Raw genomic sequence first — 25,380 nt, 5'->3', positions numbered from 1 at the left:
GATGAAAAAAGTCTTGATTGCCAACCGGGGCGAGATCGCCGTCCGCATCGCCCGCGCCTGTGCCGACTACGGCGTGAAGTCCGTCGCGGTGTACGCCAATGCCGATATCGACGCGCTGCACGCCCGCATGGCCGATGAAGCCTATGGGCTGGATGGTGACCGCCCTGCGGATACCTACCTCAACGTCGAAAAGCTCCTGGTCATCGCCCAAAAGAGCGGAGCGGACGCGGTGCACCCCGGCTACGGATTCCTCTCGGAAAATGCCGCTTTTGCCCAGGCTGTGATCGATGCAGGCCTGGCCTGGATTGGCCCACGCCCCGCCACCATCGCCCAACTGGGCGACAAGGTGTCTGCACGCAAGATTGCACTGCAAGTGGGCGCACCGCTGGTGGTGGGCACGCCCGACCCGGTGAAAGACGCGAACGAGGTGCTGGCCTTTGCCGAGCAAAACGGCCTGCCCATCATCATCAAGGCCGCGTTTGGCGGCGGCGGGCGCGGCATGAAGATCGCCTGGCGCATGGACGAAGTGGCCGAGCTGTATGAATCTGCCGTGCGTGAAGCCGTCACGGCCTTTGGCCGGGGCGAGTGCTTTGTGGAGCAGTTCCTCGACAAGCCCCGCCACATCGAGGTCCAGGTGCTGGCCGACACGCACGGTAACGTGGTGGTGCTGGGCACGCGCGACTGCTCGCTGCAGCGGCGCAACCAGAAGCTGGTGGAAGAGGCCCCTGCGCCATTTTTGAGCGACGCACAGCGTGAACGCATCCACACCGCCGCACGCGACATCTGCGCCGCTGCAGGATATGTGAGTGCGGGCACGGTGGAATTTTTGCTGAGCCAAAGCGGCGCCATCTCGTTCCTGGAGGTCAACACCCGCCTGCAGGTGGAGCACCCCGTGACCGAGCAGACCACGGGCGTGGACCTGGTGGTGGAGCAACTGCGCGTGGCCGATGGGCTGCCGCTGTCCATCACGCAAACGCCCGCGCCGCTGGGTCACTCGTTCGAGTTTCGCATCAATGCCGAAGACGTGGGCCGGGGCTTCTTGCCAACACCTGGCCCGGTGCAGCGCTTTGATGCCCCCTCAGGCCCCGGCGTGCGGCTGGATACGGGCGTGCAGACGGGCTCCGTAGTGCCCGGCACGTTTGATTCGCTCATGGCCAAGCTCATCGTCACCGGCGCCACGCGCGAACAGGCCCTGGCCCGCGCGCGCCGTGCGCTGCGCGAGTTCCAGATCGAAGGCGTGGCTTCGGTGCTGCCCTTTCACCGTGCCGTCATTGACCACCCCGACTTTGTGGGGGCAGAGGGCTTCAAGGTGCACACCCGCTGGATCGAATCCGACTTTGCCACCCCACTGGCCGCCGCCGTACGGGCCGTGCCTGCGGCAGACACCAGCTTGCTGCGCACCGCCATCGAGATCGACGGCCGCCGCGTGCAACTGGGCCTGCCAGCGGTGCTGCTACAAGGCTTGGCGGCAGCAGGCGGGCAGGGCGCTAGTGCCGCAGCACCGGCAGAGGCCGCGGTGGATGCCGCCGCCGTCACCTCGCCCATCGCCGGCAATCTGCACGCCTGGAAGGTGGCCGACGGCGACATGGTGCAAGAGGGCGATGTCATCGCCGTGATGGAAGCCATGAAGATGGAGATGCAGGTGACGGCTCACCGCGCTGGGCGAGTGGCCTTGGCGGCAGCGGCGGGCACCGCACAAGCGCTGGGTGCGGTGATTGCCCGAATCGCCTGAGGCGCGCCGTCTTACTGCCGCGCCAGGGCGGCGGGCGCGCCCCGCCAGCGCGCCATGCTGTCCATGATGAGCACGGTGCACACCATCCAGGTGCCGCCCAGCACCCAGCCCGCGAGCACATCGCTCACGTAGCGCACATGCAGCACCACGCGGCTCCAGCCGGTGGTGAAGATCAGCGCGCCCGCACAGCAAACGGCGGGTATGTGCCATGCCCGTGGCAGCAGCCGCACGGCCAAGTAGGCCAGCATGGCATAGGCGACGAGTGACGCGCTGCTGTGGCCGCTGGGAAAGCTGAACCCATCGGCCTGCGCTGCCCCATGCACATGCTCGGGCCGCACGCGGGCAAACACGTCTTTAAAAATTTTGGTCAGCAGCCCATTGCCCGCCATGGCCACAAGCCAGCCCACGGCCAGCAAGCGGTGCCTGCGCCACCACAGGGCGCCCGTCACCGCCAGGGTCAGCGTGGTCAGCACGGCAGTGTCTCCCATGTGGGTGAGTGCGCCAAACCACCGCAGGGCCGCCATGTCTGCATGCAGGCGCAGTTGCTGCGCAATGCCTTCGTCCACCCGGCTCCAGGTGCCCGTGCGCTGCCAGCCCTCGGCCAGCTCTGCCATCAGCGCACCCCCGGCCAGCAGGGCGCAAGCGGCTGCGGCCATGCTCAGCAGCATCACGGTGGTGGCGCTGGCGGCGTGAAGCAAATGCCGTACGGGCGAGGGGCGGTGGCGCACAGGCGAGGGGCGGTGGCGCAGGGTTTTCAAGGCCCACAAGGCGCCACTGCCCAGCAAGGCGCCCGCAGTCATTCCCAGCAGCCAAAGGGCATTGGGGTGGCGGGCAACAGTGGTGGCGAGGGTGTCCAGGTCCATGGATTCAAAGGTCTTTTGGGGGGAAGAGAGCCGGTGCCGGGACGGGTTGTTACTGCGTACCCAGCGGATGCACTGGAATCGTCTTCAGCCAAGCGAATGGCCAGCCCGTGCAGCTTTCGGCAGCGTGGTGTTTTACCCCAGTAAGGGGTGGCCCGTTGCGATCACAGGGTTTAGTGCTGCGAGGCGGAATGCTGTCTGTAGGCGCACGCCGACGCACCAAGGCGCCGCCTGCTGGCTGCGCTGTAGCCACTGCGCTGTGATCATTGAATATCGGCCCTCTGTCGGGTCTTTGGCCACACAGGCATCGTTACGCCCACCACGCTTTTCATCCCCATGACCGATTTGCACAGTCCCATGATCCTTCATCACCACAGTCCCATCCATGTGGTGGTTCCACTGCGGCCAGGGGCCGATCTGGATCTGGTGCGCGCAAAGCTGAGTGGTGCCTTTGCCCAGCACGACCATCCCGTGGTGTGGCACATACCTCGTGAGCGGGGAGATATCGTTCAATTGGCGGATCACGCAGCAGAGGCTGCACGCGATAACGCTGGTTTGCTGGTGGCGGCGGGTGGAGATGGCACCATCAACGCGGTGGCCGCAGCCGCCTTGCGTGCCGGTGTGCCTATGGGCGTGGTGCCCATGGGCACTTTCAACTATTTCAGCCGCGAGCAAGGCTTGGAGCTGGACGCCGAAGCCGCCGTGCTGCAACTGCTGGAGGCCCTGCGCGCGGGCGAGTTGCGGCCGGTGCAGGTCGGCTTTGTGAATGATCGGGTATTTTTGGTGAACGCCAGCGTGGGGCTGTACCCCCGTTTGTTGGCAGAGCGCGAGCAGGCCACGCGCAAGCTGGGCCGCTCTCGCGCGGTGGCCATGGCCGCTGTGGTGTGGAGCATGCTGCGCCCTTCTGCCCGGAGGCGCTGGCGCGTGGTGGTGCGCACCCGCCAGGGAAATCAGATGCAAGAGCAGGAACACGAAGTCACCACGCTGTTTGTGGGCAATAACCCCTTGCAACTGGAACAGGTGGGTTTGGCGCAGGCCGAATCGGTGGCGCAGGGCGGACTGCTGGCCGTGGTGTTGCTCAAACCCCAAAGCCGTTGGGCCATGGCTCGCACGGTATGGCGCGCCGCCACCGGCCAGCTGGAGGGCGACCCGGCCGTGCAAAGCCTGGCCTGTGCCGAGCTGAGTGTGGCGCCCGCTGGGTGGCGCAAGGCCAGCGTGAAGGTGGCTTTTGATGGCGAGCGCGAGCGCATGAAAGCGCCTCTGTGCTTTTCGCTACACACGCGGCCGCTGTGGCTGGTGGCGCCAACGCAGCTGGAACATTTGCCGCAACGCGACTCTGCCAATACACCACCCGCCGCCGCGCAACCCTTGCCCGAACCTGCGCTGGCGCCTGCCTGAACACCATGCGCCAGGAACTGCCCGCAGTCGCGGAGAACACCGGTGCCATGCTTCGCCACGAAGGTCATGGGGCAGCGACGGTTCCCCCGTCGTTGAAGGTGGAAGCTGACAAGGAGCTGGGGCTTGGCAAGAACGAAGCGAAAGTTTTGCATCCAGCACCAGCGTCGGTAATCGCCACCACGCACAAATTGATGCATCTTTCCGATCTGCATTTTGGAGCGCACGACCCGCTGGTGTGCGCGGCGGTGCAGCGACTGGCGCATCGGCTGCGTGTGGATGTGGTGGTGGTTTCGGGCGATCTGACCCAGCGTGCCACACGCCAGCAGTTCGCCTTGGCGCACGATTTTGTTTGCGGCCTGGGGGTGGATGAGCGCGTGGTGCTGGCCGGCAACCACGACTTGCCCCTGTTCGCCTGGTGGCTGCGTTGGGGCCGGGCCTACCAACGATTTGCATCGCAGTTTGGAGCCCAGCTCGAACCTCAGCGGCAGGTGGGGCCGTTCTGGATTGTGGGTGTGAACACGACCAGACCTTGGCGACACGAGCGCGGCACGCTATCGGCCGCGCAGGTGGCGCGGGTGGCGGAAGACTTGCGGTCTGCACCCGCGCAGGCATGGCGCATCGTAGTCAGTCACCACCCGTTGGTGGCTCGCAGTACAGAGGATCGATCCCACCGGCCCCACGGCGCCAACGCTGCCGTGCAACGCTGGCGCGATGCGGGTGCCCACATGTTGCTCTCAGGCCATGTGCACCATCCGGCCTTGTTGCAGCCCCAGCCAGGTTTGTGGTCCATGCAGGCCGGCACGGCCGTGTCGCGCCGCCTGCGCAGTGGGCAACCCAATAGTCTGGTGGTGTTGCAGATGCAGTCAGAGCCCACGGGTTCGCTGGGGCGGCAATACCCTAATCGTTTTGCTCAGCGCTGGGATTTTGATGCCCGCTTGGGTGACTTCGTGTGCGTTGAATCGCTGCCCGTGGCGGGTTGAAATACGCCCGTTCCCTCACAGCCAGGGCTTGAGCCAGCCCAGCCCGTCGCTGGTGGCGTGGGCTGCCGTGCCGCGCGCGGGGCGGTATTCGCAGCCAATCCAGCCGTCGTAGCCCAGCTGGTCGAGCAGTTGGAACAGGTAGGTGTAGTTGATCTCGCCCACATCGGGTTCGTGGCGCTCGGGCACACCGGCGATCTGGAGGTGGCCGACGTTGCCCGCGGGCAGGTACTGGCGCACTTTCATGGCCAGGTCGCCTTCCACGATCTGGCAGTGGTACAGGTCCATCTGCACCTTCACGTTGGTGGCGCCGATCTCGGCGATCAGCGCATGGGCCTGGTTCTGGCGGCTCAGGAAGAAGCCGGGCATGTCGCGGCCGTTGATGGGCTCCAGCAGGATCTGGATGCCGTGCGGCGCAGCTTGTTCGGCGGCGTAGCGCACGTTGGCGATGTAGGTGGCGCGCACGGTGGCTGCGTCCGCCCCCTGGGGCACCAGCCCGGCCATTACGTGGATGCGGGGGCATTGCAAGGCCTGGGCATAGTCGATGGCTTTGGCGATGCCTTCGCGGAATTCGGCCTCACGCCCCGGCAGGCAGGCCAGCCCGCGCTCGCCCGCGTCCCAGTTACCGGGTGGTGCATTGAACAGCACCTGCTGCAGGCCATTGGCTTGCAGGCGCGCGGCCAGTTCTTGCGCAGGGTAGGCATAGGGGAAGAGGTACTCCACCGCCTTGAAGCCATCGCGCGCAGCGGCGGCGAAGCGGTCGAGAAAGTCCACGTCGTTGTAGAGCATGGACAGGTTGGCGGCAAAACGGGGCATGGGTGTCTTTCTGTGTAATGGTGAAGGCGTTGCCTTACCACTGCGCGCCAAAGGTCTGGCGCAGTTGTTCAATCTGGGGCTCGGTCAGCGGCGTGGGGCGGGGCTGGCACAGCATCCACAGGCGGGCGGTTTCTTCCAGCTCTTCCAGCACCGCCATGGCGGCTGCTGGCGTGTCGTGCCACACATTGGGGCCCAGGCGTGCCAGCATGACGGCGCGCACCGGGCTGCCCTGGGAGGCATAGCGGGTGATGGTCTGCGCCACCAGTGTTGCCGCTGCGGCATCGCCGGGGCGGTGGTACGGGATGTGCGGCACGCGGCCTACCTTCATCACAAAGTAGGGCGTGATGGGCGGCAGCAATTGCGCATCCGCTGCCAATTCCCCGTCTGCAGCGGTGTCGGCTTGCAGCGAGCAGCCCACCAAGTGCGTGCTGTGGGTGTGGATCACGCAGCGCGCTGGGGCTGCTGTCGATGCAGAGGCCTCGTAAATCTGCCGGTGCAGCGCAATGGTTTTGCTGGCCCGGTCGCCCGCCACCTGCTGGCCCTGTGCGTCCAGGCGCGCCAGCCGCTCGGGCTGTAGCGCGCCCAGGCAGGCATCGGTGGGGGTGATGAGGTAGCCGTCGGCCAGGCGCACGCTGATGTTGCCTGCGGTGGCGTGCACATAGCCCCGCTCAAACAGGCTACGGCCCACGCGGCAGATCTCGTCGCGGGCCTGGCTCTCGTCCATGAAGGCGGGGGGTGAGGTCATGCCTGCAATTGTGCAAAAGCCTTGGTGAAAAAGTCGGTGCTACCAAAATTGCCCGACTTCAGCGTGATGTGCAGCCCGTCCTTCGCGTCGTGTGCCACGGCATGGCACCACGGCACGCCGGGGTCAATCTGCGCGCCAATGCGCATTTGCGTGATGCCCAGGGCCTGCACGCAGGCACCCGAGGTTTCGCCACCCGCCACGATGAGCTGGCGCACACCGCGCTGCACCAGGCCGCGTGCAATGGCGGCAATGGTGCCTTCCACCATGGCACCGGCTTTTTCGGAGCCCAGTTTGCCCTGAATGGCGCGCACGGCCGATGGCTCGGCGGTGGAGTAAACCAGCACCGGGCCGTTGCCAATGTGGCCTTCGGCCCAGGCCAGCGCTTCGGCGGCCACGTCCACGCCCGCAGCGATGCGCAGCGGGTCGATGGCGAGAGCAGGCTTGCCTGCCTTGATGAAATCCATGACCTGCTGGTTGGTGGCCACCGAGCAGCTGCCCGACACGATGGCCTGCAGCCCTTGTGCAGCGGGCAGGCGTGCTGCCTCGTTGCTGGGCGCCACGCCAAAGTTGCCCGGCAGACCAATGGCCACGCCCGAGCCTGCGGTGACCAGCGGCATGCCCTTGAGGGCAGGGCCCAGGCGCAGCAGATCGGCGTTGGACACCGCATCGACCACGGCCATGCGCACGCCATCGGCCTTGAGTTGGGCTATGCGTGCGCGGATGGCCGTCTCGCCCTGGGCGACCACGCTGTGGTCGATCAGGCCCACACGGCTGGGTGTTTGTGCCTGCAGCACGCGCACCAGGTTGGGGTCGGTCATGGGCGTGAGCGGGTGGTTCTGCATGCCGCTCTCGCTGAGCAGCACATCGCCCACAAACAGGTAGCCCTTGAACACGGTGCGCTTGTTGTCGGGGAAGGCGGGCGTGGCGATGGTGAAGTCGGTGCCCAGGGCCTGCATCAGCGCATCGGTCACGGGGCCGATGTTGCCTTCGGCCGTGCTGTCAAAGGTGGAGCAGTATTTGAAATAGATCTGCTCGGCACCTTGCGCCTGCAGCCACTGCAGCGCAGCCAGCGACTGGGCAATGGCTTCTTCTTTGGGAATGGTGCGCGACTTGAGCGCGACCACGATGGCATCGGCCTCGGTATCGAGCGGCGCCGTGGGAACGCCCATGGCTTGCACCACGCGCATGCCTGCGCGCACCAGGTTGTTGGCCAGGTCGGTGGCGCCAGTGAAGTCGTCGGCAATGCAGCCCAGCAGGGCACGTGCGCGTGTCATGGCTTGTCCTTCGCTTCGGGCAGGGTGATGCCAGGGAAGATCTTGATCACGGCGCTGTCATCTTCCTTGGCAAAGCCTGCGGTGGACGCTTGCATGAACATCTGGTGCGCGGTGGCCGCCAGCGGCAGGGGGAATTTGCTGGCGCGTGCGGTGTCCAGCACCAGGCCGAGGTCCTTCACGAAGATATCGACGGCCGACAGCGGCGTGTAGTCGCCTGCCAGCACATGGGCCATGCGGTTTTCAAACATCCAGCTGTTGCCCGCGCTGTTCGTGATGACTTCATACAAGGCGCTGGCTTCCACGCCTTCGCGCAGGCCCAGGGCCATGGCTTCGGCGGCCACGGCAATGTGCACACCGGCCAGCAGCTGGTTGATGATCTTGACCTTGCTGCCCGCGCCCGCCTTGTCGCCCAGGCGGTACACCTTGCCAGCCATGCCTTCGAGCACCGCGCCCGCTGCGGCATAGGCCTCAGGCTTGGCCGAGGTCATCATCGTCATCTGGCCCGACGCGGCCTTGGCGGCACCGCCGGAGATGGGGGCATCCACATAGTGCAGGCCCAGGGCGTTCAGGCGCGCTTCCAGCGCCACAGACCAGTTGGGGTCCACGGTGGAGCACATCACAAAAGTGCTGCCGGGGCGCATGGTGCTGGCTGCGCCGCCTTTACCGCCATCGCCAAACAGCACGCTCTCGGTTTGCGCCGCGTTGACCACCACCGACACCACCACATCGCTCACCGCCGCCAATGCCGCCGTCGTGGCGTGTGCCGTGCCACCGTCTGCCACAAAGGCATCGGCCACGCCGGGACGCACGTCGCACACGTGGATGGTGAAACCGTTGTTGCGCAGGGTCTTGGCAATGCCAGCGCCCATGGCGCCCAGGCCGATGATGCCGACGGTGGGTTTGGTCATGTTGTCAGTCCTTCAATGAAATTCAAAAGAGGGCGCTCAGGCCACCAGCATCCACAGCAAGGCAGTGAGGGCAAAACCCGCCAAGCCCAGCACCGTGGTCAGCACCGTCCAGGTGCGCAGGCCATCGCTCAGGCCCAGGTAGCGGGTCACGATCCAGAAGCCCGAATCGTTGACGTGCGACAGGCCCAGGCTGCCAAAGCCAATGGCAACCGTGAGCAGCGCCACTTGCAAGGGGGAATACCCGCCACCCGCCATCGCATCGGCCAGCAGGCCGCAGGTGGTGATGATGGCCACGGTGGCCGAGCCTTGGGCAGCGCGCAGGGCCAGCGCAATGATGAACGCCAGCAGGATGAGCGGCAGATGCGTGGCGGTGAGGCTTTGCGACAGCGCCGCGCCAATGCCGCTGGCCGTGAGCACCTTGGCAAACACGCCGCCTGCACCTGTCACCAAAATCACGGTAGCGGCCGGGGGCAGGGCAGATTCCATGATGGCGTTGGTGCGCTCGCGGTTCCAGCCCTGGTTGCGGCCCAGCAAATACATCGCCAGACCCACGGCCACCATCAGCGCAAAGATGGGCGAGCCGATGAAGCCCAGCACATTACGCAGGCTGTCGCCCTTGGGCAGCAGCGTGGCACCGGTGGTGCCCGCCATGATCAGAGCGAGCGGGATCAGGATCAGCGCCATGATGGTACCTACGCCGGGAGCGATGCGTGCCTTGGAGTCCGTGCTTTCTTGGCTGGTACCAAAGGCCGCAAACTGCTCTGCCGTGGTGGGCAGCATGGGGTAGCCCTTGCGGTTGAGCCAGCCCGCCACGACCTGCGCCAGCGCCGCCAGCGGGATGCAGATGGCCAGGCCAATGATGGTGATCCAGCCAATGTCGCCCTTGACGATGGCCGCCCCGCCCACGATGCCGGGGTGCGGTGGCACCACCACGTGCGCGGCCAGCATGATGCCCGCCACGGGCAGGCCGAACTTGATGGGGTTGACCCCCGCCGCCTTGCAAAAGCCGTAGACGATCGGCACCAGGATGATGAAGCCCACATCAAAAAACACCGGGATGGCCAGCACCAGCGCAGCGGCCGTCAGGGCCATGGGCACCCGTGTGGGCCCCAGCAACTGCGTGAAGCGGTTGGCCAGGCTGGCCGCACCGCCCGAGACCTCGATCATCCGCCCCAGCATGGAGCCCAGCGCCACCAGGATGGCCACCGAGCCCAGTGTGCCGCCCATGCCTGCAATCAGCGTGCTGATGATGTCGCTAATCGGCATGCCCGTGGCAAATGCGACGAGGAAGCTCACCAGCATCATCGCCACGAAAGCGTGGACCTGCCAGCGGATGATGAGCAACAGGAGCAGGGCAATGCTGCCGGCGCCGATGCCGAGAAGTGCGAGGGTGGACATGAACGAGATATCTCCGGGATGGAAGGGCGCAGGCCCAGATGGAGGCCGTTGAAAACGGCCTCGTGAGGAAGGCTGGGTGCACCTGGTTTGATGTGTTTATATGGTTATCATACAAATTTTTGCGATCGGTATTCCTACGGGTTAACCCGCGTGTGCCCGTGCGTGCAGAGGGCGGGTGACGCGGTTTTGAGGCGTATTGGTGCTCAAGCGTTAGGGTCTGTTGAGAATTACCGAGAGTTGATAACCCCAGCTGCGAGATAGATCATCGCTGCGAAGCTGGTATCCGTTTTGTCGCTACGCATGGCGATGCGCTTGAACTCCTTGAGCTTGCCAAAGAAGTTCTCGATCAAGTGGCGCCATTTGTAGATCTCCAGGTCAATCTCCAGTGGCGCTCTCCTGCGGGGCATCTGTGAGATCACCACCTGCGCCCCGCGCTTACCCAACTCCTGGATCAGCCAATTCACATCGAAGGCCTTGTCGGCAAGCAAGGCATCAAAGCGCACATCGGCAATCAGCTCTCTGACCCCTTTGGTGTCGTGGCGCTGCCCTGGCATCAAGACGAACTTCACCAGATTGCCCAATGCATCCGTCAGCGCCAGTATCTTCGTGGTCATGCCGCCCCTCGAGTGGCCTATGGCCTGGCCCGAAGTCCCCCTTTTGCCCCCTGGCCGTGCCGGTGCACTTTCACAATCGTGGCATCCACCATCGCATATTCCATGTCTGGCTGCTCGCTCACTGCATCGAACAGACGTTGGAACACATCGGCCTTAACCCAGTCTCTAAAGCGTTTGAACACCGTGTTCCACTTGCCGAACTCTGGCGGCAGGTCTCGCCAGGGGCTGCCTGTGCGGGCAATCCACAGCACTGCCTCAACGAAGCGGCGGTTGTCGGTGCCGCTGCGTCCAGGATCACTTGGCTTGCCAAGGCAGTGCGGCTCCATCTTGGCCCATTGCTCGTCTGTCAGTACCCATCGAATGCTCATGCTCCTATTGCATCACATCCATTCACGCCTCTCAGATTGATTCTCAACAGACCCTAGTGCAATATGCCTGAGAAGCTACTAAATATGTAGCAAATCAACAATCCGCAGGGGGCAAGTCCAGCCGCCGCCACACCTCAAGCTTCGCTCGGATGCGCGCTACGCCACCAGCGTCAAAGCGTTTAAGCCCGTCGCGCAGGCATCACCGATGCAGCTCAGAACACCAGCGGTGCGGACGCCGCCACCAGCGGCTGGGCCAGTCGCGCGCCGTCCTGGGCCCAGAACGACAGGTCGGCCTGCTCAATGCGGGCCAGTGCGTTCTTCATGTGCTGCGCCGCAGCGACGCGTGCAGCCACCGGGTCGCCCGCCTCGATGGCGCGCACGATGTGGGTGTGCTCGTGGGTCACCGCATCGGCAAAGTCGGTGCGCCGCGCCTCGTTGGCGCGGGTCACACGCGTGGCGCCTTTGAGGAACTGGGCCAGGTAGTCCAGCGTGCTGATCATGAACGGGTTGCCCGCCGCCTGGGCGATGGCGCGGTGGAACAGCACGTCTTCTTCCACCCCGTCGCGGCCTGCGCGCACGGCGTCGGCAATGTGCTGCATGGCGGCGCGGATGGCGGCAATGTCTTCATCGGTGCGACGCAGGGCTGCCAGTTCAGCCACTTCGGCCTCCAGCGCACGGCGCACCTCCACGATCTGCATCACCGCCTCGCGCGATGCGGCAAGGGGCACATCAAACTGCAAAGGCTCGATGCCCGGCGCCAGCACATACACGCCGCTGCCCTGCCGCGAGTCCACCAGCCCCAGCGACTTGAGGCGCGAGATGGCCTCGCGCACCACCGTGCGGCTGACCTGGAACTGCTGCGCCAACACGGCCTCGGTGGGTAGCTTTTGCGCAGCCTGGATGCGGCCCGCGCGAATCTCGGCCTCCAGCGCGCTGGCCACCTGGTCGGAGAGCTTGGCGCTGGGTTTGACGGCGGAGAAGGGAGAAGGCATGGAATGGGTGGGGCGGGCAGTGTGGGGCGTGAACGTGGCGCCGGCTGTTGTGGGCAGGCGTTGGGCGCAATAGACTTTACCCGAAGGGCGCTGTGCCGGAAGGGTTTGTTGGCTGCGCTACTTGGGCGCTGGGCAGGAGTCGTCCAGCTTGGCCAGGCCCGCCAGCTTTTGTAGCCGGCTGCGGTTGTCCAGGCAGGCCTGGTAATGCGACTCGGCCGCCTTCTGCTGGGCCTGCGCCGCCGCCTTGGCGCGTTCGGCTTGCAGCTGGGCCACACGCTCGCGGATCTGCGGCATCACGGCCAGTGCGGCCTTTTCGCCTTCCACGATGGCATTGGCGCGCTGGCTGAAGTCGGCGGCACCAATGTCCAGCACCTGCGGGCGGACGATCACATCGGCCCGCGCCAGCTCGGCCTGGCCCAGCTTCTGGCCCATGATGGCAATCGACTGGTTGAGCGCGCCCAGCATGTTGCCGGGCGTCTGGCCCCGGGCCTTGTTGGAGATGTCTACCGCAATCACGATGTCGGCGCCCAGCTGGCGCGCGGCATCCACCGGCACGGGGCTGACGATGCCGCCGTCCACAAAGTGGTACTTGCCGATGGTGACGGGCTGGAACACGCCGGGCACGCTGCTCGATGCGCGCACGGCCTGGCCGGTGTTGCCGCGTGCAAACACGGTGCGCTCGCCATCTTCCAGCCGCGTGGCCACGACCACAAAAGGCTTGGCCATCTGCTCCAGTGGCTTGCGGCGTACCTGCTCGTTCACATAGTCTTCGAGCTTCTGGCCCAGCACCAGGCCGCCGGACGAGAGCTGCAGGTCGCGGATCTTGGCCTCGTCCAGCGCCACGGCTTTTTCCTGCATCTCGAAGGCGTTCATGCCGCTGGCGTAGAGCGCGCCCACCACGCTGCCTGCACTGGTGCCCGATACCACCGCGGGCGCAAAGCCGTTGGCCTCCAGCATCTTGATGACACCAATGTGCGCGAACCCTTTGGCTGCGCCACCGCCCAGGGCGATGCCGATGCGGACAGGGGGAGCGGAGGAGGAAAGAGCAGGCTGCGTCCCCGCGTCGGGCCGGGCGGGGGTGGTGCCGCCACATCCAGCCAAGGTCAGGGCTGCCAGCATGGTTACGCTGGCAAGGGTGGCCAGCGGGTGGAAAAAAGCGGTCAAGCGCATGCCAGGCGGTCCTGCGGAGCAACGGGGCGCGAAGTATAGCGGCGGCGTTGATCCCACACCGTGGGTGGCGCTGTTTGCTCCTAAAAATGTAGCTGCTAGCGCTTTATGGATAAGCGCTGGGTGGCATTTTCGCTGAGTTTTTGACAACCGCCCGTGCAACCTCACTCGCCTTGCGAGCCCCGGTGCGCCCAGCCCGTGGTGCGTTTTTCGATCCAGCTGAACAGCTCGTACATGACCATGGCCATCGCACCCACCACCATCAGGCCCGCAAACGCCAGGCCCATCTGCATGGACGAGCCTGCGCTGATCAGCAGGTAGCCGATGCCCTCGTTGGCCGCGGTCATTTCCGACACGGTGGTGCCGACAAAGGCCAGCGTGATGGCCACCTTGAGCGAGCCGTAGAAGTACGGCATGGAGCGGGGCAGCCCCACCTTGGTCAGCACGTCCCAGCGCTTGGCGCCGAGCACGCGCAGCACGTCTTCCAGCTCGGGCTCCAGCGTGGCGAGGCCCGTGGCGATGTTGACCATGATGGGGAAGAAGCTGATGAGGAACGCGGTGAGGATGGCCGGGCCCACGCCGATGCCGAACCACACCACGAGGATGGGCACAAAGGCGGCCTTGGGCAGCGCGTTGAAGGCCGTCATCAGCGGGTACACGGCGGCGTAGGCGATGCGCGAGCTGCCGATCACAAAGCCCAGCAGCACACCCACGACGATGGCGATGCCGAAGCCCGCCATGGTGACCCAGAAGGTGCGCCAGGCATGGCCTGCGATGACGCCGCTGAACTCCACCAGCTGCACGCCGATGGCCCAGGGGCTGGGGAACAGGTATTCAGGGATGCTGAAGGCCGAGCAGATGATTTGCCACAGCAGGATGGTGGCGACGAGCAGGATCCAGGGGGACCAGCGCTCCACGGTTTTCTTGTGCATGGGGATGAGGCGCTTTCTTTGTTCTTATTGCTGGATGGGCGCGCCTGCTTTTCGCAGGGCACCGATGTGGCCGCGCAGCTCGTGCACGATGTCGGTGAACTCCTTGGTGTAGGTCACCTCCAGGTCGCGCGGGCGGGGCAGTTCGATCTCTTTCTTCACCACAAACCGGCCAGGGCTCTTGCTCATCACATACACCGTGTCGGCTAGGAAGACCGACTCGCGCAGGTCGTGCGTGACCAGAATCACGTTGAACTGCTGCTCGGTCCACAGGTCGCGCAGGATGCACCACAGCTCTTCGCGCGTGAAGGCGTCGAGCGCGCCGAAGGGCTCGTCCAGCAGCAGCATCTTGGGTTCGTGGATCAGCGCGCGGCAGATGCTGGCGCGCTGCTGCATGCCGCCCGACAGCTGCCAGGGGAACTTGTCCTCATAGCCCGCCAGCCCCACCTTTTGCAGCAGCTTGCGGGCGCGCTCTTCGTACTCCTTGCGCTTTTGCTTGAAGTGGCTGCGGTAGGGCTCGACGATTTCGAGCGGCAGCAGCACGTTGTCCACCGTGGTGCGCCAGGGCAGCAGCGAAGGCGCCTGGAAGGCCATGCCCGACACCTTGAGCGGCCCCGTCACTGGCTGGCCGTCGATGAGGATCTTGCCCATGGAGGGCATCTTCAGCCCCGTGGCCAGCTTCATGAAGGTGGACTTGCCACAGCCCGAGGGGCCGACGATGGCGATGAACTCGCCGCGCCGCACCTGCAGGTCGATGGCTTCGACCGCAAACTGGTTCTTGGCGCGCAGCTCGTCGTTGTAGGCGAGCCAGACATTGCGAAAGTCCACAAAATAGGAATCGGCAGCCTGCATGGAAGGTCGTTCTTGTTTTTGAATGAAAATGGCTGCTGGCGCTTGTCTATCAAGCGCTAGCAGCTATCAAATTGATAGTTTTACTTCTTCGGCAGGATGTTGAGTTCCGCCGTGCTGGGCAGGAAGCTGGGGTTCCACACGTCGTCGGCGTTGACGCGCGTCTTGGTGTTGAACGCGTCGGACACCTGCGAAGCCATCAGCGACAGGCGGCCGGGCACGGCCTTGCCAAACCCTTCTGCCCGCGCGTCGGGGCCGTTGATCACGGTGTCGATAGCCAGTTGCAGGCGGCGGGTTTCGAGCGGCACGTTCACGATGCCATCGCGCGCCTTTACATGCTCGATGGCGGCAGCGGGGTTGGCGATGACTTCCTTGGCACCCTTGGTGAAGGCCGACAGGAACGCCTTGATGGCGGCAGGGTTCTCCTTGATGAGCTTGGGGCTGGCAATGATCACGTTGCCGTATAGCTTCACGCCAAAGTCGGCATAGGGCAGCACCACCACGTCGGCGGCCTTGGCGCCCCGGGCTTCCAGGTTGAGCAGCGAGGTGAAGGTGAAGCCGGTGATGGCGTCCACGTCGCCGCGCACCAGCATGGTTTCGCGCAGTGGCGGGTCCATGGCGGTCCAGGTCACGGCGCCAATGCCGTTGGCCTTCTGGAAGATGGGGAACGCGCGGCGGCCTGCGTCAAACACGGGGGCGCCCAGCTTCTTGCCGGCCAGGTCGGCGGGCTTGGTGATGCCGCTCTTTTTCAGCGCCATGACCGAGGCGGGCGTGTTGTTGTAGACCACCATCACCGCCACGGGCTTGTTCTGCGCGTCGGGGTTGTTGGCGTGGAATTCCATCACTGCGGCCAAGTCGGCAAAGCCCATGTCGTAGGTGCCCGATGCCACACGCTGCACCGCGCCGCCGGAGCCGTTGCCCGCATCCACCGTCACATCCAGGCCCGCGGCCTTGAAGTAGCCCTTGGCCACAGGCTGCAGGAACAGCGCCGCAGGGCCTTCAAAACGCCAGTCGAGCTGGAACTTGATGGGCGTGCTTTGCGCATACGCCATGGGCAATGCGCTGGCCAGCGCCAGTGCCGCTGCGGTGTGCATGAAGGTTCTTTTTTTCATGGGATAGCTCCTGGCGGTTGCCAAATAAAAAAACAGAAGGAAAAGGCAGTCATGCCTTGGCTGTACAAGCCATGCAGCAAAAAAGATGCCCGCTTTCAAGCGCGCTGTCGGGTTTTTGCAAGGGCGGCGCGGCACGGCAAACCATTCCTCACCGAAGTGGTGCACCCAGGCATGAAGTGTTTCCCGCAATGGTGCGTGTGCGGTGGCAACGGATGGGGACAAATACGCAGATGGGTGCACGGCCGCAGTGGTGCAACGAAGCCGCAGCATCCAAAAAACAGGGCATGCCCTCGCAGACCAAAGGCGCTACTGGTCAGTGCGTTTAGGGATGGGTGCGCAGCCCGTTGCACTGCAGCACAAAGGCTTGCGTCTTCGGGTTTTCAAAGACCCACGAGAGGGCTCACCCATGCCACACCTGACCGAGTTCTGTGACAACGTGCAGTTGCCCTCCATGCCCGACGTGGCGCGGGATCTGGTGGCCACGATGCAGGGCGACGACATCCCGTTTGAAAAGGTGCTGCTGGCCGAGATTGGGCTGGAGGAGCCCAAGTCCCCCGCCGACACCATTGCCAGCCTGCCTGAGGAAATCAAGCGGGCGCTGCAACTGGACTCGGACTGGCTGGCCGAACATCTGCCGCCGGTGGCGGACTTTGTGGATGTGTCTGTGCGCTGACGCAGGCCGGGCAAAGACCCGCGTATCGATACACCCAAAAAGAAAGGCCCCGAAGGGCCTTTCTTTTTTTTCAGAGCCTGATCGAATCAGGCGGCGCGCGCCGCAGCGCTGGCCACGGCCAAGGCTGTCATGTTGAACACGCGGCGCACGGTGGCGGCAGGCGTCAGGATGTAGGCCGCAGCCGCCGCACCCATCAGGATCGGGCCCACCGTCACACCGCCGCTGGTGGTGGTCTTGAGCACGTTGTAGAGGATGTTGGCTGCGTCAATGTTCGGGCAGATCAGCAGGTTGGCCGAGCCGCTGAGCGTGGAATCTGCCATGTACGCGTTGCGGATGCCTGGCTCCAGCGCGGCGTCACCGTGCAGTTCGCCGTCGCATTCGATCTCGGGGTGGGCCGCCACGAACAGGTCGCGCGCTTCACGCATCTTGCGGGCCGAGGCGCGCTTGGACGAACCGTAGCTCGAATGCGACAGGAATGCCACCTTGGGTGGCAGGCCAAAGCGCTGCACTTCCTGCACCGACATCCAGGCAATGTCGGCCAGCTCCTGCGCCGTGGGGTCTTCGTTCACATAGGTGTCGGCAATGAACAGGGTGCCGTTGCGGTCCGTCATCAACGCGTTCAGCGCGGCGTAGTTGGTGGCGCCGGGGGCATGGCCCAGGATGTTGCGGATGCGCTCCAGGTGGGTTTCATAGGTGCCCACCAGGCCGCAGATCATGGCGTCGGCATCGCCCAGCTTCACCATCAGCGAGGCGATGATGGTGTTGGAGCGGCGCACGGCCGCCTTGGCCACCTCGGGTGTGGCGCCTTCGCGCTTCATGAGCTGGTGGTAGGTCTCCCAATACTGGCGAAAGCGTGGATCGTCTTCGGGGTTGCACACTTCCACATCCTTGCCGATCTGCATGCGCAGGCCAGCCTTTTCAATGCGGGCTGCAATGACGGCCGGGCGGCCGATGAGGATGGGGTGGGCAATCTTGTCGTCGATGGCCAGCTGCGCTGCACGCAGGGCGCGCTCGTCTTCGCCGTCGGCATAGGCAACACGCTTCTTCGCATCGGGCAGGGCCTTTGCGGCCGTGATCACGGGGCGCATGAGCATGCCGGTTTGGTAAACGAAGCGCGACAGGCTTTCCTTGTAGGCCTCCATGTCTTCGATGGGGCGCGTGGCCACACCGGATTCGGCCGCAGCCTTGGCCACGGCAGGCGCGATCTTGAGGATCAGGCGCGAGTCAAACGGTGTGGGGATCAGGTAGTCGGGGCCAAAGGTCAGCTCCTTGCCTGCATACGCGTTGGCCACCTCTTCGCTGATGTCGGCCTTGGCCAGGTCGGCAATTTGGCGCACGCAGGCCAGCTTCATGGCTTCGGTGATCTTGGTGGCGCCGCAGTCCAGTGCGCCACGGAAGATGTACGGGAAGCACAGCACGTTGTTGACCTGGTTGGGGTAGTCCGAGCGGCCCGTGGCAATGATGCAATCGGGCCGCACGGCCTTGGCCAGCTCGGGGCGGATTTCTGGCTCTGGGTTGGCCAGCGCCAGGATGATGGGCTTTGGGGCCATCGTCTTGACCATCTCGGCCGTGAGCACGCCAGGGGCCGAGCAGCCCAGGAACACATCGGCGCCGTTCACGGCGTCAGCCAGCGTACGGGCTTCGGTCTTTTGCGCGTATTGCGCTTTGGACTCGTCCAGACCACCGGGGCGGCCTTCGTAGATCACGCCCTTGGAGTCGCACACGAAAATGTTTTCGCGTTTCACGCCCAGGCCCACCATCACATTCAGGCAGGCAATGGCTGCAGCGCCAGCGCCAGAGACAGCCACCTTCACGTCGCCAATTTGCTTGCCTACCAGCTCCAGGCCGTTGAGCAGCGCGGCGCTGCTGATGATGGCCGTGCCGTGCTGGTCGTCATGGAACACCGGGATGTTCATGCGCTTGCTCAACTCGCGCTCGATGTAGAAGCACTCGGGGGCCTTGATGTCTTCGAGGTTGATGCCGCCGAGCGTGGGCTCCAGGCTGGCGATGATCTCGATGAGCTTGTCGGGGTCGCGCTCGGCCAGTTCGATGTCGAACACATCGACACCGGCAAACTTCTTGAACAGGCAGCCCTTGCCTTCCATCACCGGCTTGCCGGCCAGCGGGCCGATGTCGCCCAGGCCCAGCACGGCAGTGCCGTTGGTGATCACGCCCACGAGGTTGCCGCGCGAGGTGTAGTCAAACGCCTTGGAAGGGTCGGCCTGGATGTCCAGGCAGGGGTAGGCCACGCCAGGCGAATAAGCCAGGGACAGGTCGCGCTGGTTGGACAGCGGCTTGGTGGGCGTGACGGAAATCTTGCCCCGGCTGGGGTTGCGGTGGTATTCACGCGCGGCTTCGCGCAGGGCTTGTTCGGCGGCGGACAGATTCTGGGTCATACGAAAAAGTGGGAGGCTTTCACGAAATTCAGCGGCAGGCGCAAGGGCGCCAGGCCTCGAAGCGGTATCGGTTCATTCAAAGGCAGCGTCGGCCCCTCGGATGGTGTGCAAGGCCTGCACCCAGGGAGAGCGCCGCAGCGGTCACATCAGTCTGCCTCGGTCAGGCGGGTCCGCAGGTGTGCGGCAGGCCTGGCGAGGTCCCCGCAACGCGCAGGTCAAGCGGCGGGCAGGTTCCCTGCGGTGGACTACAGGGCAGGGTTTTGGACTGCGATGGCCCACAGGATAACCCGATTGCCGGGCAACCTGAATGAATTCTGACTAACCCATTGGTATCAGAGGGGCTGGGTGTGGAGGGCCATCGCGAGGCGCGCGAACCCTCACACCCGCTGGTTTGTCAGACCAGCAGGTCGCGCAGCGCCCTTGCGATGACCTTGGTGGCTCGGCGCAGGTCTTCCAGTTGCAGCCGCTCGTCGGCGCGTTTGGCGTGCGATTCCAGCACCGTGCGTGGCCCCGCGCCGTAGATCACGCCGGGAATGCCGCGCTCCACATACAGGCGCACATCGGTGTACAGCGGTGTGCCCACGGCGGGCACGGGCTCGCCGATCACGGCCTGGGCGTGCTTCCGGATCGCATCGACCAGCGGCTGGTTGCCCGCCAGCGGCGTCATGGCATTGGCCAGCAGCAGGCGTTTGATCTCGACACTGAGGCCAGCGCGCTCGGCTGTTGCCTGCGTGATGGTGTGGCGGATGGCGGCTTCCACCTCCACCGGGTTCTCCTCAGGGATCATGCGGCGGTCGAGTTTGAAGCTGACCTTGCCGGGCACGACGTTGGTGTTGGTGCCGCCTTCGATGCGGCCCACATTCAGGTACGGGTGCTTGATGCCCGCGACGTTGGACGTGATCTTCTTGTATTCATCGTTTTGTGCATACAGCGCGTTCAGGATGTGCACCGCGCCCTGCAGCGCGTCCACGCCGGTGTGCGGCACGGCGGCATGGGCCATCTTGCCGTGTACGGTCACTTCCATCTGCAGGCAGCCGTTGTGGGCGGTGACCACTTCGTAGCTGAAGCCTGCCGCAATCATCAGGTCCGGCTGGGTCAGGCCCTTTTTCAGCAGCCAGCCCGGGCCCAGCTCGCCACCAAATTCTTCGTCGTAGGTGAAGTGCAGCTCTACCGCGCCTTGCGCGGGTCGCGCCACGGCTTCCAGCGCGCGCACCGCGAAAGTGAAGCTCGCGAAGTCGCTCTTGCTCACGGCGGTGGCGCGGCCATACATGACACCGTTGACGATCTCGGCGCCGTAGGGGTCGTGCGTCCAGCCTTCGCCGGGCGGCACCACGTCGCCGTGGGCGTTCAGGGCAATGGTCTTGCCGCCTGTGCCGTAGGGCCTGCGCACGATCAGGTTGGTGATGGATTCCATGCCGTAGGCCTGCACGTCGGCAGCGGGCACGGCGTGCTTTTCGGCGTCAAAGCCAAAGTCTTTCAGCAGCTCGGCCGTGCGTTCGGCGTGGGGCGCGTTGTTGCCGGGCGGTGTGTCGGTGGGCACGCGCACCAGGGCCTGCAAAAAGCGCACTTCCTCGTCAAAGTGCTTGTCAATCCACGCGTCGAGCGCGTCGTAGGAGGCCTGTGGGGTCATGGTTGGGTTTCCTCGGCAAGCTGGTGCAGCACCTGGGTGAAGGCGTCCACCGTGAGCTGAATGTCGTTGTTGGTGGTGGATTCGAGCGGGTTGTGGCTGATGCCGGAGTTCTGCCCGCGCGTGAACAGCATGGCCTGCGGCATGATTTCGTGCAGCTTCATCGCGTCGTGCCCCGCGCCGCTGGGCATGCGGAACACGGGCACGCCCAGGGCGTCCACGGCGCGCTCCCAGTGGTGCTGCAGGGCCGGGGCGCTGGGCGCGGCAGCGGCGCGCATCGATTCTTCAATCGTGTAGCGCAAGCCGCGCCGCTGGGCGATTTTGGCCAGTTCGTCCAGCACGTCGGTCACCATCGCATCGCGCTGGGCGTCGGTGGGGGCGCGCAGGTCCAATGAAAACAGGCAGCGGCCGGGCACCACGTTGATGGAGCCACTGGGCACATTCAAGAGGCCGATGGTGCCCACCGAATCGCCGTCTTTCGCAGCGCGCTGCTCCACATACAGCGCCAACTCGGCCACGGCCACGGCGGCATCACGGCGTCGGTCCATGGGCGTGGTACCCGCGTGGCTGGCAGTGCCAATCATTTCGCAGAGGTAGCGCACGCCGCCGTTGATGGACGTGACCACGCCCAGGGGCAGATCCAGTTCATTGAGCACCGGGCCCTGTTCAATGTGCACTTCGATGAAGCCCAGGTACTGCGCGGGGTCGCGCTGCAGCTTGGCAATGTCGTCCAGGCGCAGGCCCGCGTGCTGCATGGCCTCACGCATGGTCACGCCGTTGGCGTCTTTCTGCTCCAGCCATGCAGGGTTGAAGTGGCCGATGAGCGCGCCCGAGCCGAGGAAGGTGGCCTTGTAGCGCTGGCCTTCTTCTTCCGCGAACGCCACCACCTCGATGCCGAAAGGCAGGCGCTTGCCAGCGCGGTGCAGCTCGCGTACGCAGGCCAGGGGCACGAAAATGCCCAGCCGCCCGTCGTACTTGCCGCCGTTGCGCACCGTGTCGTAGTGGCTGCCGGTCATCAGGTAGCGTGCGCCTGGCGCGGCCGGGTAGTAGCGCCCCACCACGTTGCCCACGGCGTCTATCTCCACCCTGTCAAAGCCACATTCGCGCATGCGCTGTGCAATGTCACGGCCGCAGGCGCGGTGCGCGTCGGTGAGGTACGTCACCGTGAGCTGGCCCTTTTCCGCAAAGCCGGGGTCAGAGTGGCGGGCCAGCGCTTCGTGCCAGTCCCACACATCGTTGCCCAGCACTGGCTCGGCAGCGAACTTGTCGTTCAGGCGAATCTCGGCAATGCGGTGGATGTTGCGCAGGGCCTCAGCCAGCTCAAATTCGGGGTGGTTGTCCAGCCGCCGTGCAAAGGTGTCGATGATTTCCTGCTTGGAGAGACCCGTGCCGCGCGGCCCGCGCACCGCCAGGATGAACGGGAAGCCAAAGCGTTCGTTGTACGCCGCGTTGAGCTGCTGAATGCGCTCGAACTCCTCGGGCGTGCATTCGGTGAGGCCTGCCTTGCTCTGCTCGTTGGTGGATTCGGCCGTGAGGCTTTTCGCCACCATGGCCTTGCCCGCCAGTTCGGGGTGTGCGCGAATCAGGGCCAATTGCGCGTCCAGCCTGGCCGTGCGTACCACCTGCGCCAGCGCGTGCTTCAGGTGCGCCAGGCTGCGAAAGGGCCGCTGCGCCAGGGCCTCCTCGGCAATCCAGGGCGAGTGTTCGTACAGCCCGTCCAGCAGCGCCAGCGCTTCGGCGGGGCTGGCGGCGTTGAGTTGTTCCAGAGTCAGTGGCATGGTGGTTGCTTCAAAAAAGTGAGCGGCCAGCGCTTATTGCACGGGCGCTGGAGGCCGATTTGGTTCATAAAACCGGGGCGGGGTGGTGCTGTGCCCAATGGCGGGCAATGTCGATGCGCCGGGCCACCCACACCTGGTCGTGCTGGGCAATGTGGTCCAGAAAACGCTGCAGCGCCGTGATGCGGCCGGGCCGGCCCAGCAGGCGGCAGTGCATGCCGATGCTCATCATCTTGGGCGCGTTGTCGCCAGCCGGGTCACCCTCGGCATACAGCGCGTCAAACGTGTCTTTCAGGTACTGAAAGAACGGGTCGGCGTGCGAATAGCCCTGCGGCAGGGCAAAGCGCATGTCGTTGCAGTCCAGCGTGTAGGGCACGATGAGCTGGGGCACCACGCTGCCGTCGGTCTTCTTCACCTTCATCCAGAAGGGCAGGTCGTCGCCGTAGTAGTCGCTGTCGTAAGCAAAGCCGCCGTAGTCGGCCACCAGGCGGTGGGTGTTGGGGCTGTCGCGGCCGGTGTACCAGCCCAGCGCCCTTTGCCCGGTCATGCGCTGGATGATGTCCATGGCCTCGTGCATGTGGGCGCGCTCCACATCCTCGGGCACGTTCTGGTAGTGAATCCACTTGAGGCCGTGGCAGGCGATCTCGTGGCCCAGTTCCACGAAGGCAGCCGTCAGCTCGGGGTGGCGCTGCAGCGCCGTGGAGACGCCAAACACCGTCAGCGGTAGCTGGCGCTTTTCAAACTCGCGCAGGATGCGCCACACGCCTGCCCGCGAGCCGTATTCGTAGATGCCCTCCATGCTCATGTGCCGATCAGGGTAGCTGGCCGGGTTGAACATTTCCGACAGAAACTGTTCGCTGCCCGCATCGCCGTGCAGCACGGCGTTCTCGCCGCCTTCCTCGTAGTTCAGCACAAACTGCACCGCAATGCGGGCGCCGCCGGGCCACTGGGCATGGGGCGGGTTTTTGCCGTAGCCAATCAGGTCGCGGGGGTAGGGGGCGGTGGCGTCGTAGATCATGGCGTCAGGGGCATGGAATGGGGTCAAGACAGGGCCAGCGAGAGATCGTTGACCGGTGGCTGGCGGTCAAACGTCAGACTTTCTTCCACATGCAGCAAATGTGCCTGCATGAGCTGCACGGCCCGCTCTTCGTCTTTGGCCCCCAGGGCCTTGACGATCTGGGCGTGCTCTTCGTGCGAGTGCGCGGCGGCGCTGGCGCTTTGGTACATCAGCGTGATGAGCGAACAGCGCGAGATCAGATCGCCCAGCATCTGCGCCAGCACCTGGTTGCCCATCAGCTCGGCCATGCGCACATGAAAGTCGCCCAGCAGCTCGGTGCGCTCTGGCGCGTCGCCCTGGGCCACGGCTTGCTTCTCGCGGGCCACATGCTCGCGCAGCGCGCGCAGTTTGGCGGGGGTGACCTGGCGCATGAAGGCGCGGACCATTTCGGACTCGAGCATGCGGCGCACGGCAAACACCTGGCGGGCTTCGTCGGCCGAGGGGGCCGCTACAAAAGCGCCCCGCGCGGGCTCCAGCCGCACCAGCCGGTTTTGCGACAGCTGAAACAGCGCCTGGCGCACCAGCGTGCGCGACACGCCAAAGTGGTCAGCCAACTTTTGCTCGGCCAGCTTGGTGCCCGGTTGCAGGCGGTGCTCGACGATGGCGCGGGTCAGGCGCGCAGCGATGAGGCTGGTGGTCGAGTTGTCCATGCGCCGAATGATAGCGGCAAGCGGTGTTTTGTATACAGTTTTGGTGGACGATTTGCGCGATCAGTACCCTGGCGAGCTGGTGGCAAAGCGTTCTGCCAGAAAGTCTACAAACGCGCGCACCCGCGCTGCTGTCTGGTGGCGTTGGGGGTAAATGGCGTAGATGTCCGCCGGGGGTGTCTGGTGGTCTGCCAGCACCTGTACCAGGCGGCCACTGCGCAGGTAGCGGGCCACGTCCCATTCGGCCCGCATCACGATGCCGTGGCCGTCCAGCGCCCAGTTGACGGCGATCTCTCCGTCGTTGGTGCTCAGTGCGCCCCGCACCTTCACCACTTCGGTCTTGCGCCCGGCCGTCAGCCGCCACTGGCCATAGGCATCGTCGCCCTGGCGGATGCCGATGCAGTCGTGCCGCGCCAGGTCGCTGGGCAACTTGGGGGTGCCCCGGCGCTCCAGGTAGGCGGGTGCTGCGCACAGCAGGCGCCGGTTGGGTGCAATGCGGCGTGCAATCACGCGGGCGTCGGGCGGCTCGCCAAAGCGGATGCACACGTCAAACGCATCGGCGGCTAGCGGTGGTGGGTCTACCGAAAGTTGCAGTTGCACCTGCACCAGTGGGTGCTGGCGCACAAAGTCTGAAATCAGCGGCGCAATCTGGCTGCGCCCAAAGCCCAGCGTGGCGTTCACGCGCAGCAGGCCTTGCGGCGTGGCCAGGGTACGCGAAACCAGCTGCTCCATGTCGTCAATCTCGGCCAGGATGCGCCGCGCATGCTGCAGGTAGGTCTCGCCCTCGGGTGTCAGGCTCACGCGGCGGGTTGTGCGGTTGACCAGTTGCACACCCAGGCGCGTTTCCATCTGTGCCAGCCTTTTGCTGACGGCGGGCGTGGTCACATTCAGCTCGCGTGCTGTGGCCGAGAAGCTGCCGCAACGCGCCAGGAGGCTGAAAAAGCCCATCTCTGAGGGGGCCGACAAAGGTGTGTTCATTGTTTCTTTGAAGTTAACAATAGGATAACTTGAAGAATGGTTTTGTGAATACGAAGCCGGTAGATTTGTCTTCGTCCGGCGCACCCGT

Annotated in this window: 21 protein-coding genes and 1 pseudogene; 4 read left to right on the top strand and 18 right to left on the bottom strand. The window is 64.9% G+C overall.

What is annotated here, in order from left to right:
- The first annotated feature begins 1 nt into the window (after nt 1).
- Nucleotides 2–1,732 (top strand): acetyl/propionyl/methylcrotonyl-CoA carboxylase subunit alpha, encoded by a 1,731-nt coding sequence (locus PQV96_RS13970; RefSeq protein WP_273623242.1) that lies wholly within the window; start codon nt 2–4, stop codon nt 1,730–1,732.
- Between the two features lie 11 nt (nt 1,733–1,743).
- On the opposite strand, the gene PQV96_RS13965 is transcribed toward PQV96_RS13970, so the two are convergent.
- Nucleotides 1,744–2,595 (bottom strand): phosphatase PAP2 family protein, encoded by an 852-nt coding sequence (locus PQV96_RS13965; RefSeq protein ID WP_273623240.1) that lies wholly within the window; start codon nt 2,593–2,595, stop codon nt 1,744–1,746.
- A 333-nt stretch (nt 2,596–2,928) separates the two neighbouring features.
- On the opposite strand from PQV96_RS13965, the gene PQV96_RS13960 reads away from it, so the two are divergent.
- The gene (locus tag PQV96_RS13960) at nt 2,929–3,990 is read left to right on the top strand and encodes a diacylglycerol/lipid kinase family protein (protein ID WP_273623238.1); all 1,062 of its coding nucleotides are present in this window, start codon (nt 2,929–2,931) and stop codon (nt 3,988–3,990) included.
- Nucleotides 3,991–3,995: 5 nt separating this feature from the next.
- Complete coding sequence (locus PQV96_RS13955) at nt 3,996–4,970, top strand: metallophosphoesterase family protein (protein WP_337930730.1); 975 nt, start codon at nt 3,996–3,998, stop codon at nt 4,968–4,970.
- A gap of 15 nt (nt 4,971–4,985) precedes the next feature.
- On the opposite strand, the gene otnI is transcribed toward PQV96_RS13955, so the two are convergent.
- The 11 genes and pseudogenes from otnI to PQV96_RS13900 form a co-directional block, all read right to left on the bottom strand.
- A complete protein-coding gene (otnI, locus tag PQV96_RS13950) occupies nt 4,986–5,783 on the bottom strand; it encodes a 2-oxo-tetronate isomerase (protein ID WP_066786240.1) in 798 nt (265 codons plus the stop codon).
- A gap of 34 nt (nt 5,784–5,817) precedes the next feature.
- On the bottom strand, nt 5,818–6,507 hold the full coding sequence (locus PQV96_RS13945) for a class II aldolase/adducin family protein (protein WP_066786258.1): 690 nt from the start codon (nt 6,505–6,507) through the stop codon (nt 5,818–5,820).
- Nucleotides 6,508–6,524: 17 nt separating this feature from the next.
- Nucleotides 6,525–7,802 carry a 3-oxo-tetronate kinase gene (gene otnK / locus PQV96_RS13940; protein ID WP_066786246.1) on the bottom strand — a complete coding sequence of 426 codons (1,278 nt, stop codon included), beginning with the start codon at nt 7,800–7,802 and terminating at the stop codon, nt 6,525–6,527.
- Entirely contained in the window at nt 7,799–8,710 is a 912-nt protein-coding gene (gene ltnD, locus PQV96_RS13935) for an L-threonate dehydrogenase (protein ID WP_066786249.1), read from the bottom strand. Before ltnD ends, otnK begins: the two co-directional genes overlap by 4 nt.
- A gap of 36 nt (nt 8,711–8,746) precedes the next feature.
- Nucleotides 8,747–10,108, bottom strand: coding sequence for a GntP family transporter (locus tag PQV96_RS13930; RefSeq protein ID WP_207374973.1), 1,362 nt, complete (start codon nt 10,106–10,108; stop codon nt 8,747–8,749).
- A gap of 227 nt (nt 10,109–10,335) precedes the next feature.
- Nucleotides 10,336–11,048 (bottom strand): annotated as a pseudogene (locus PQV96_RS13925) (IS5 family transposase).
- 254 nt (nt 11,049–11,302) lie between these two features.
- Nucleotides 11,303–12,082: a FadR/GntR family transcriptional regulator gene (locus PQV96_RS13920; protein WP_207374568.1), complete on the bottom strand. Its 780-nt coding sequence runs from the start codon at nt 12,080–12,082 to the stop codon at nt 11,303–11,305.
- A 117-nt stretch (nt 12,083–12,199) separates the two neighbouring features.
- Nucleotides 12,200–13,252: a patatin-like phospholipase family protein gene (locus PQV96_RS13915; protein ID WP_273623232.1), complete on the bottom strand. Its 1,053-nt coding sequence runs from the start codon at nt 13,250–13,252 to the stop codon at nt 12,200–12,202.
- Between the two features lie 161 nt (nt 13,253–13,413).
- Entirely contained in the window at nt 13,414–14,181 is a 768-nt protein-coding gene (locus PQV96_RS13910) for an ABC transporter permease (RefSeq protein ID WP_060986854.1), read from the bottom strand.
- Between the two features lie 24 nt (nt 14,182–14,205).
- On the bottom strand, nt 14,206–15,030 hold the full coding sequence (locus PQV96_RS13905) for an ABC transporter ATP-binding protein (RefSeq protein ID WP_273623226.1): 825 nt from the start codon (nt 15,028–15,030) through the stop codon (nt 14,206–14,208).
- A gap of 80 nt (nt 15,031–15,110) precedes the next feature.
- Nucleotides 15,111–16,139 carry an ABC transporter substrate-binding protein gene (locus PQV96_RS13900; RefSeq protein WP_273623224.1) on the bottom strand — a complete coding sequence of 343 codons (1,029 nt, stop codon included), beginning with the start codon at nt 16,137–16,139 and terminating at the stop codon, nt 15,111–15,113.
- Between the two features lie 406 nt (nt 16,140–16,545).
- Between PQV96_RS13900 and PQV96_RS13895 the strand changes: the two genes are divergently transcribed.
- Entirely contained in the window at nt 16,546–16,812 is a 267-nt protein-coding gene (locus PQV96_RS13895; protein WP_273623222.1) for a hypothetical protein, read from the top strand.
- A gap of 86 nt (nt 16,813–16,898) precedes the next feature.
- Here the strand turns inward: PQV96_RS13895 and PQV96_RS13890 are convergent, their stop codons facing one another.
- The 6 genes from PQV96_RS13890 to PQV96_RS13865 all read right to left on the bottom strand — a co-directional run bounded on the left by PQV96_RS13890 (nt 16,899) and on the right by PQV96_RS13865 (nt 25,292).
- Entirely contained in the window at nt 16,899–19,208 is a 2,310-nt protein-coding gene (locus PQV96_RS13890) for an NADP-dependent malic enzyme (RefSeq protein ID WP_273623220.1), read from the bottom strand.
- A gap of 394 nt (nt 19,209–19,602) precedes the next feature.
- On the bottom strand, nt 19,603–20,838 hold the full coding sequence (locus PQV96_RS13885) for a M20 family metallopeptidase (protein WP_273623219.1): 1,236 nt from the start codon (nt 20,836–20,838) through the stop codon (nt 19,603–19,605).
- Nucleotides 20,835–22,613, bottom strand: coding sequence for a 2-oxo-4-hydroxy-4-carboxy-5-ureidoimidazoline decarboxylase (gene uraD, locus PQV96_RS13880; protein WP_273623218.1), 1,779 nt, complete (start codon nt 22,611–22,613; stop codon nt 20,835–20,837). The genes PQV96_RS13885 and uraD overlap by 4 nt, the downstream gene beginning before the upstream one ends.
- A gap of 64 nt (nt 22,614–22,677) precedes the next feature.
- The gene (puuE, locus tag PQV96_RS13875) at nt 22,678–23,628 is read right to left on the bottom strand and encodes an allantoinase PuuE (RefSeq protein WP_273625261.1); all 951 of its coding nucleotides are present in this window, start codon (nt 23,626–23,628) and stop codon (nt 22,678–22,680) included.
- 23 nt (nt 23,629–23,651) lie between these two features.
- Nucleotides 23,652–24,317, bottom strand: a complete 666-nt coding sequence (locus PQV96_RS13870; protein WP_156451580.1) for a GntR family transcriptional regulator — start codon at nt 24,315–24,317, stop codon at nt 23,652–23,654.
- Between the two features lie 60 nt (nt 24,318–24,377).
- Nucleotides 24,378–25,292 carry a LysR family transcriptional regulator gene (locus PQV96_RS13865; protein WP_273623217.1) on the bottom strand — a complete coding sequence of 305 codons (915 nt, stop codon included), beginning with the start codon at nt 25,290–25,292 and terminating at the stop codon, nt 24,378–24,380.
- Nucleotides 25,293–25,380 lie beyond the last annotated feature (88 nt).

The sequence above is a fragment of the Acidovorax temperans genome (assembly GCF_028596105.1).
In the GTDB taxonomy this organism is placed as follows: Bacteria; Pseudomonadota; Gammaproteobacteria; order Burkholderiales; family Burkholderiaceae_C; genus Acidovorax; species Acidovorax temperans.
Note: the sequence above shows the minus strand (reverse complement) of the source record. Positions and strands in the feature narration are given on the sequence as shown.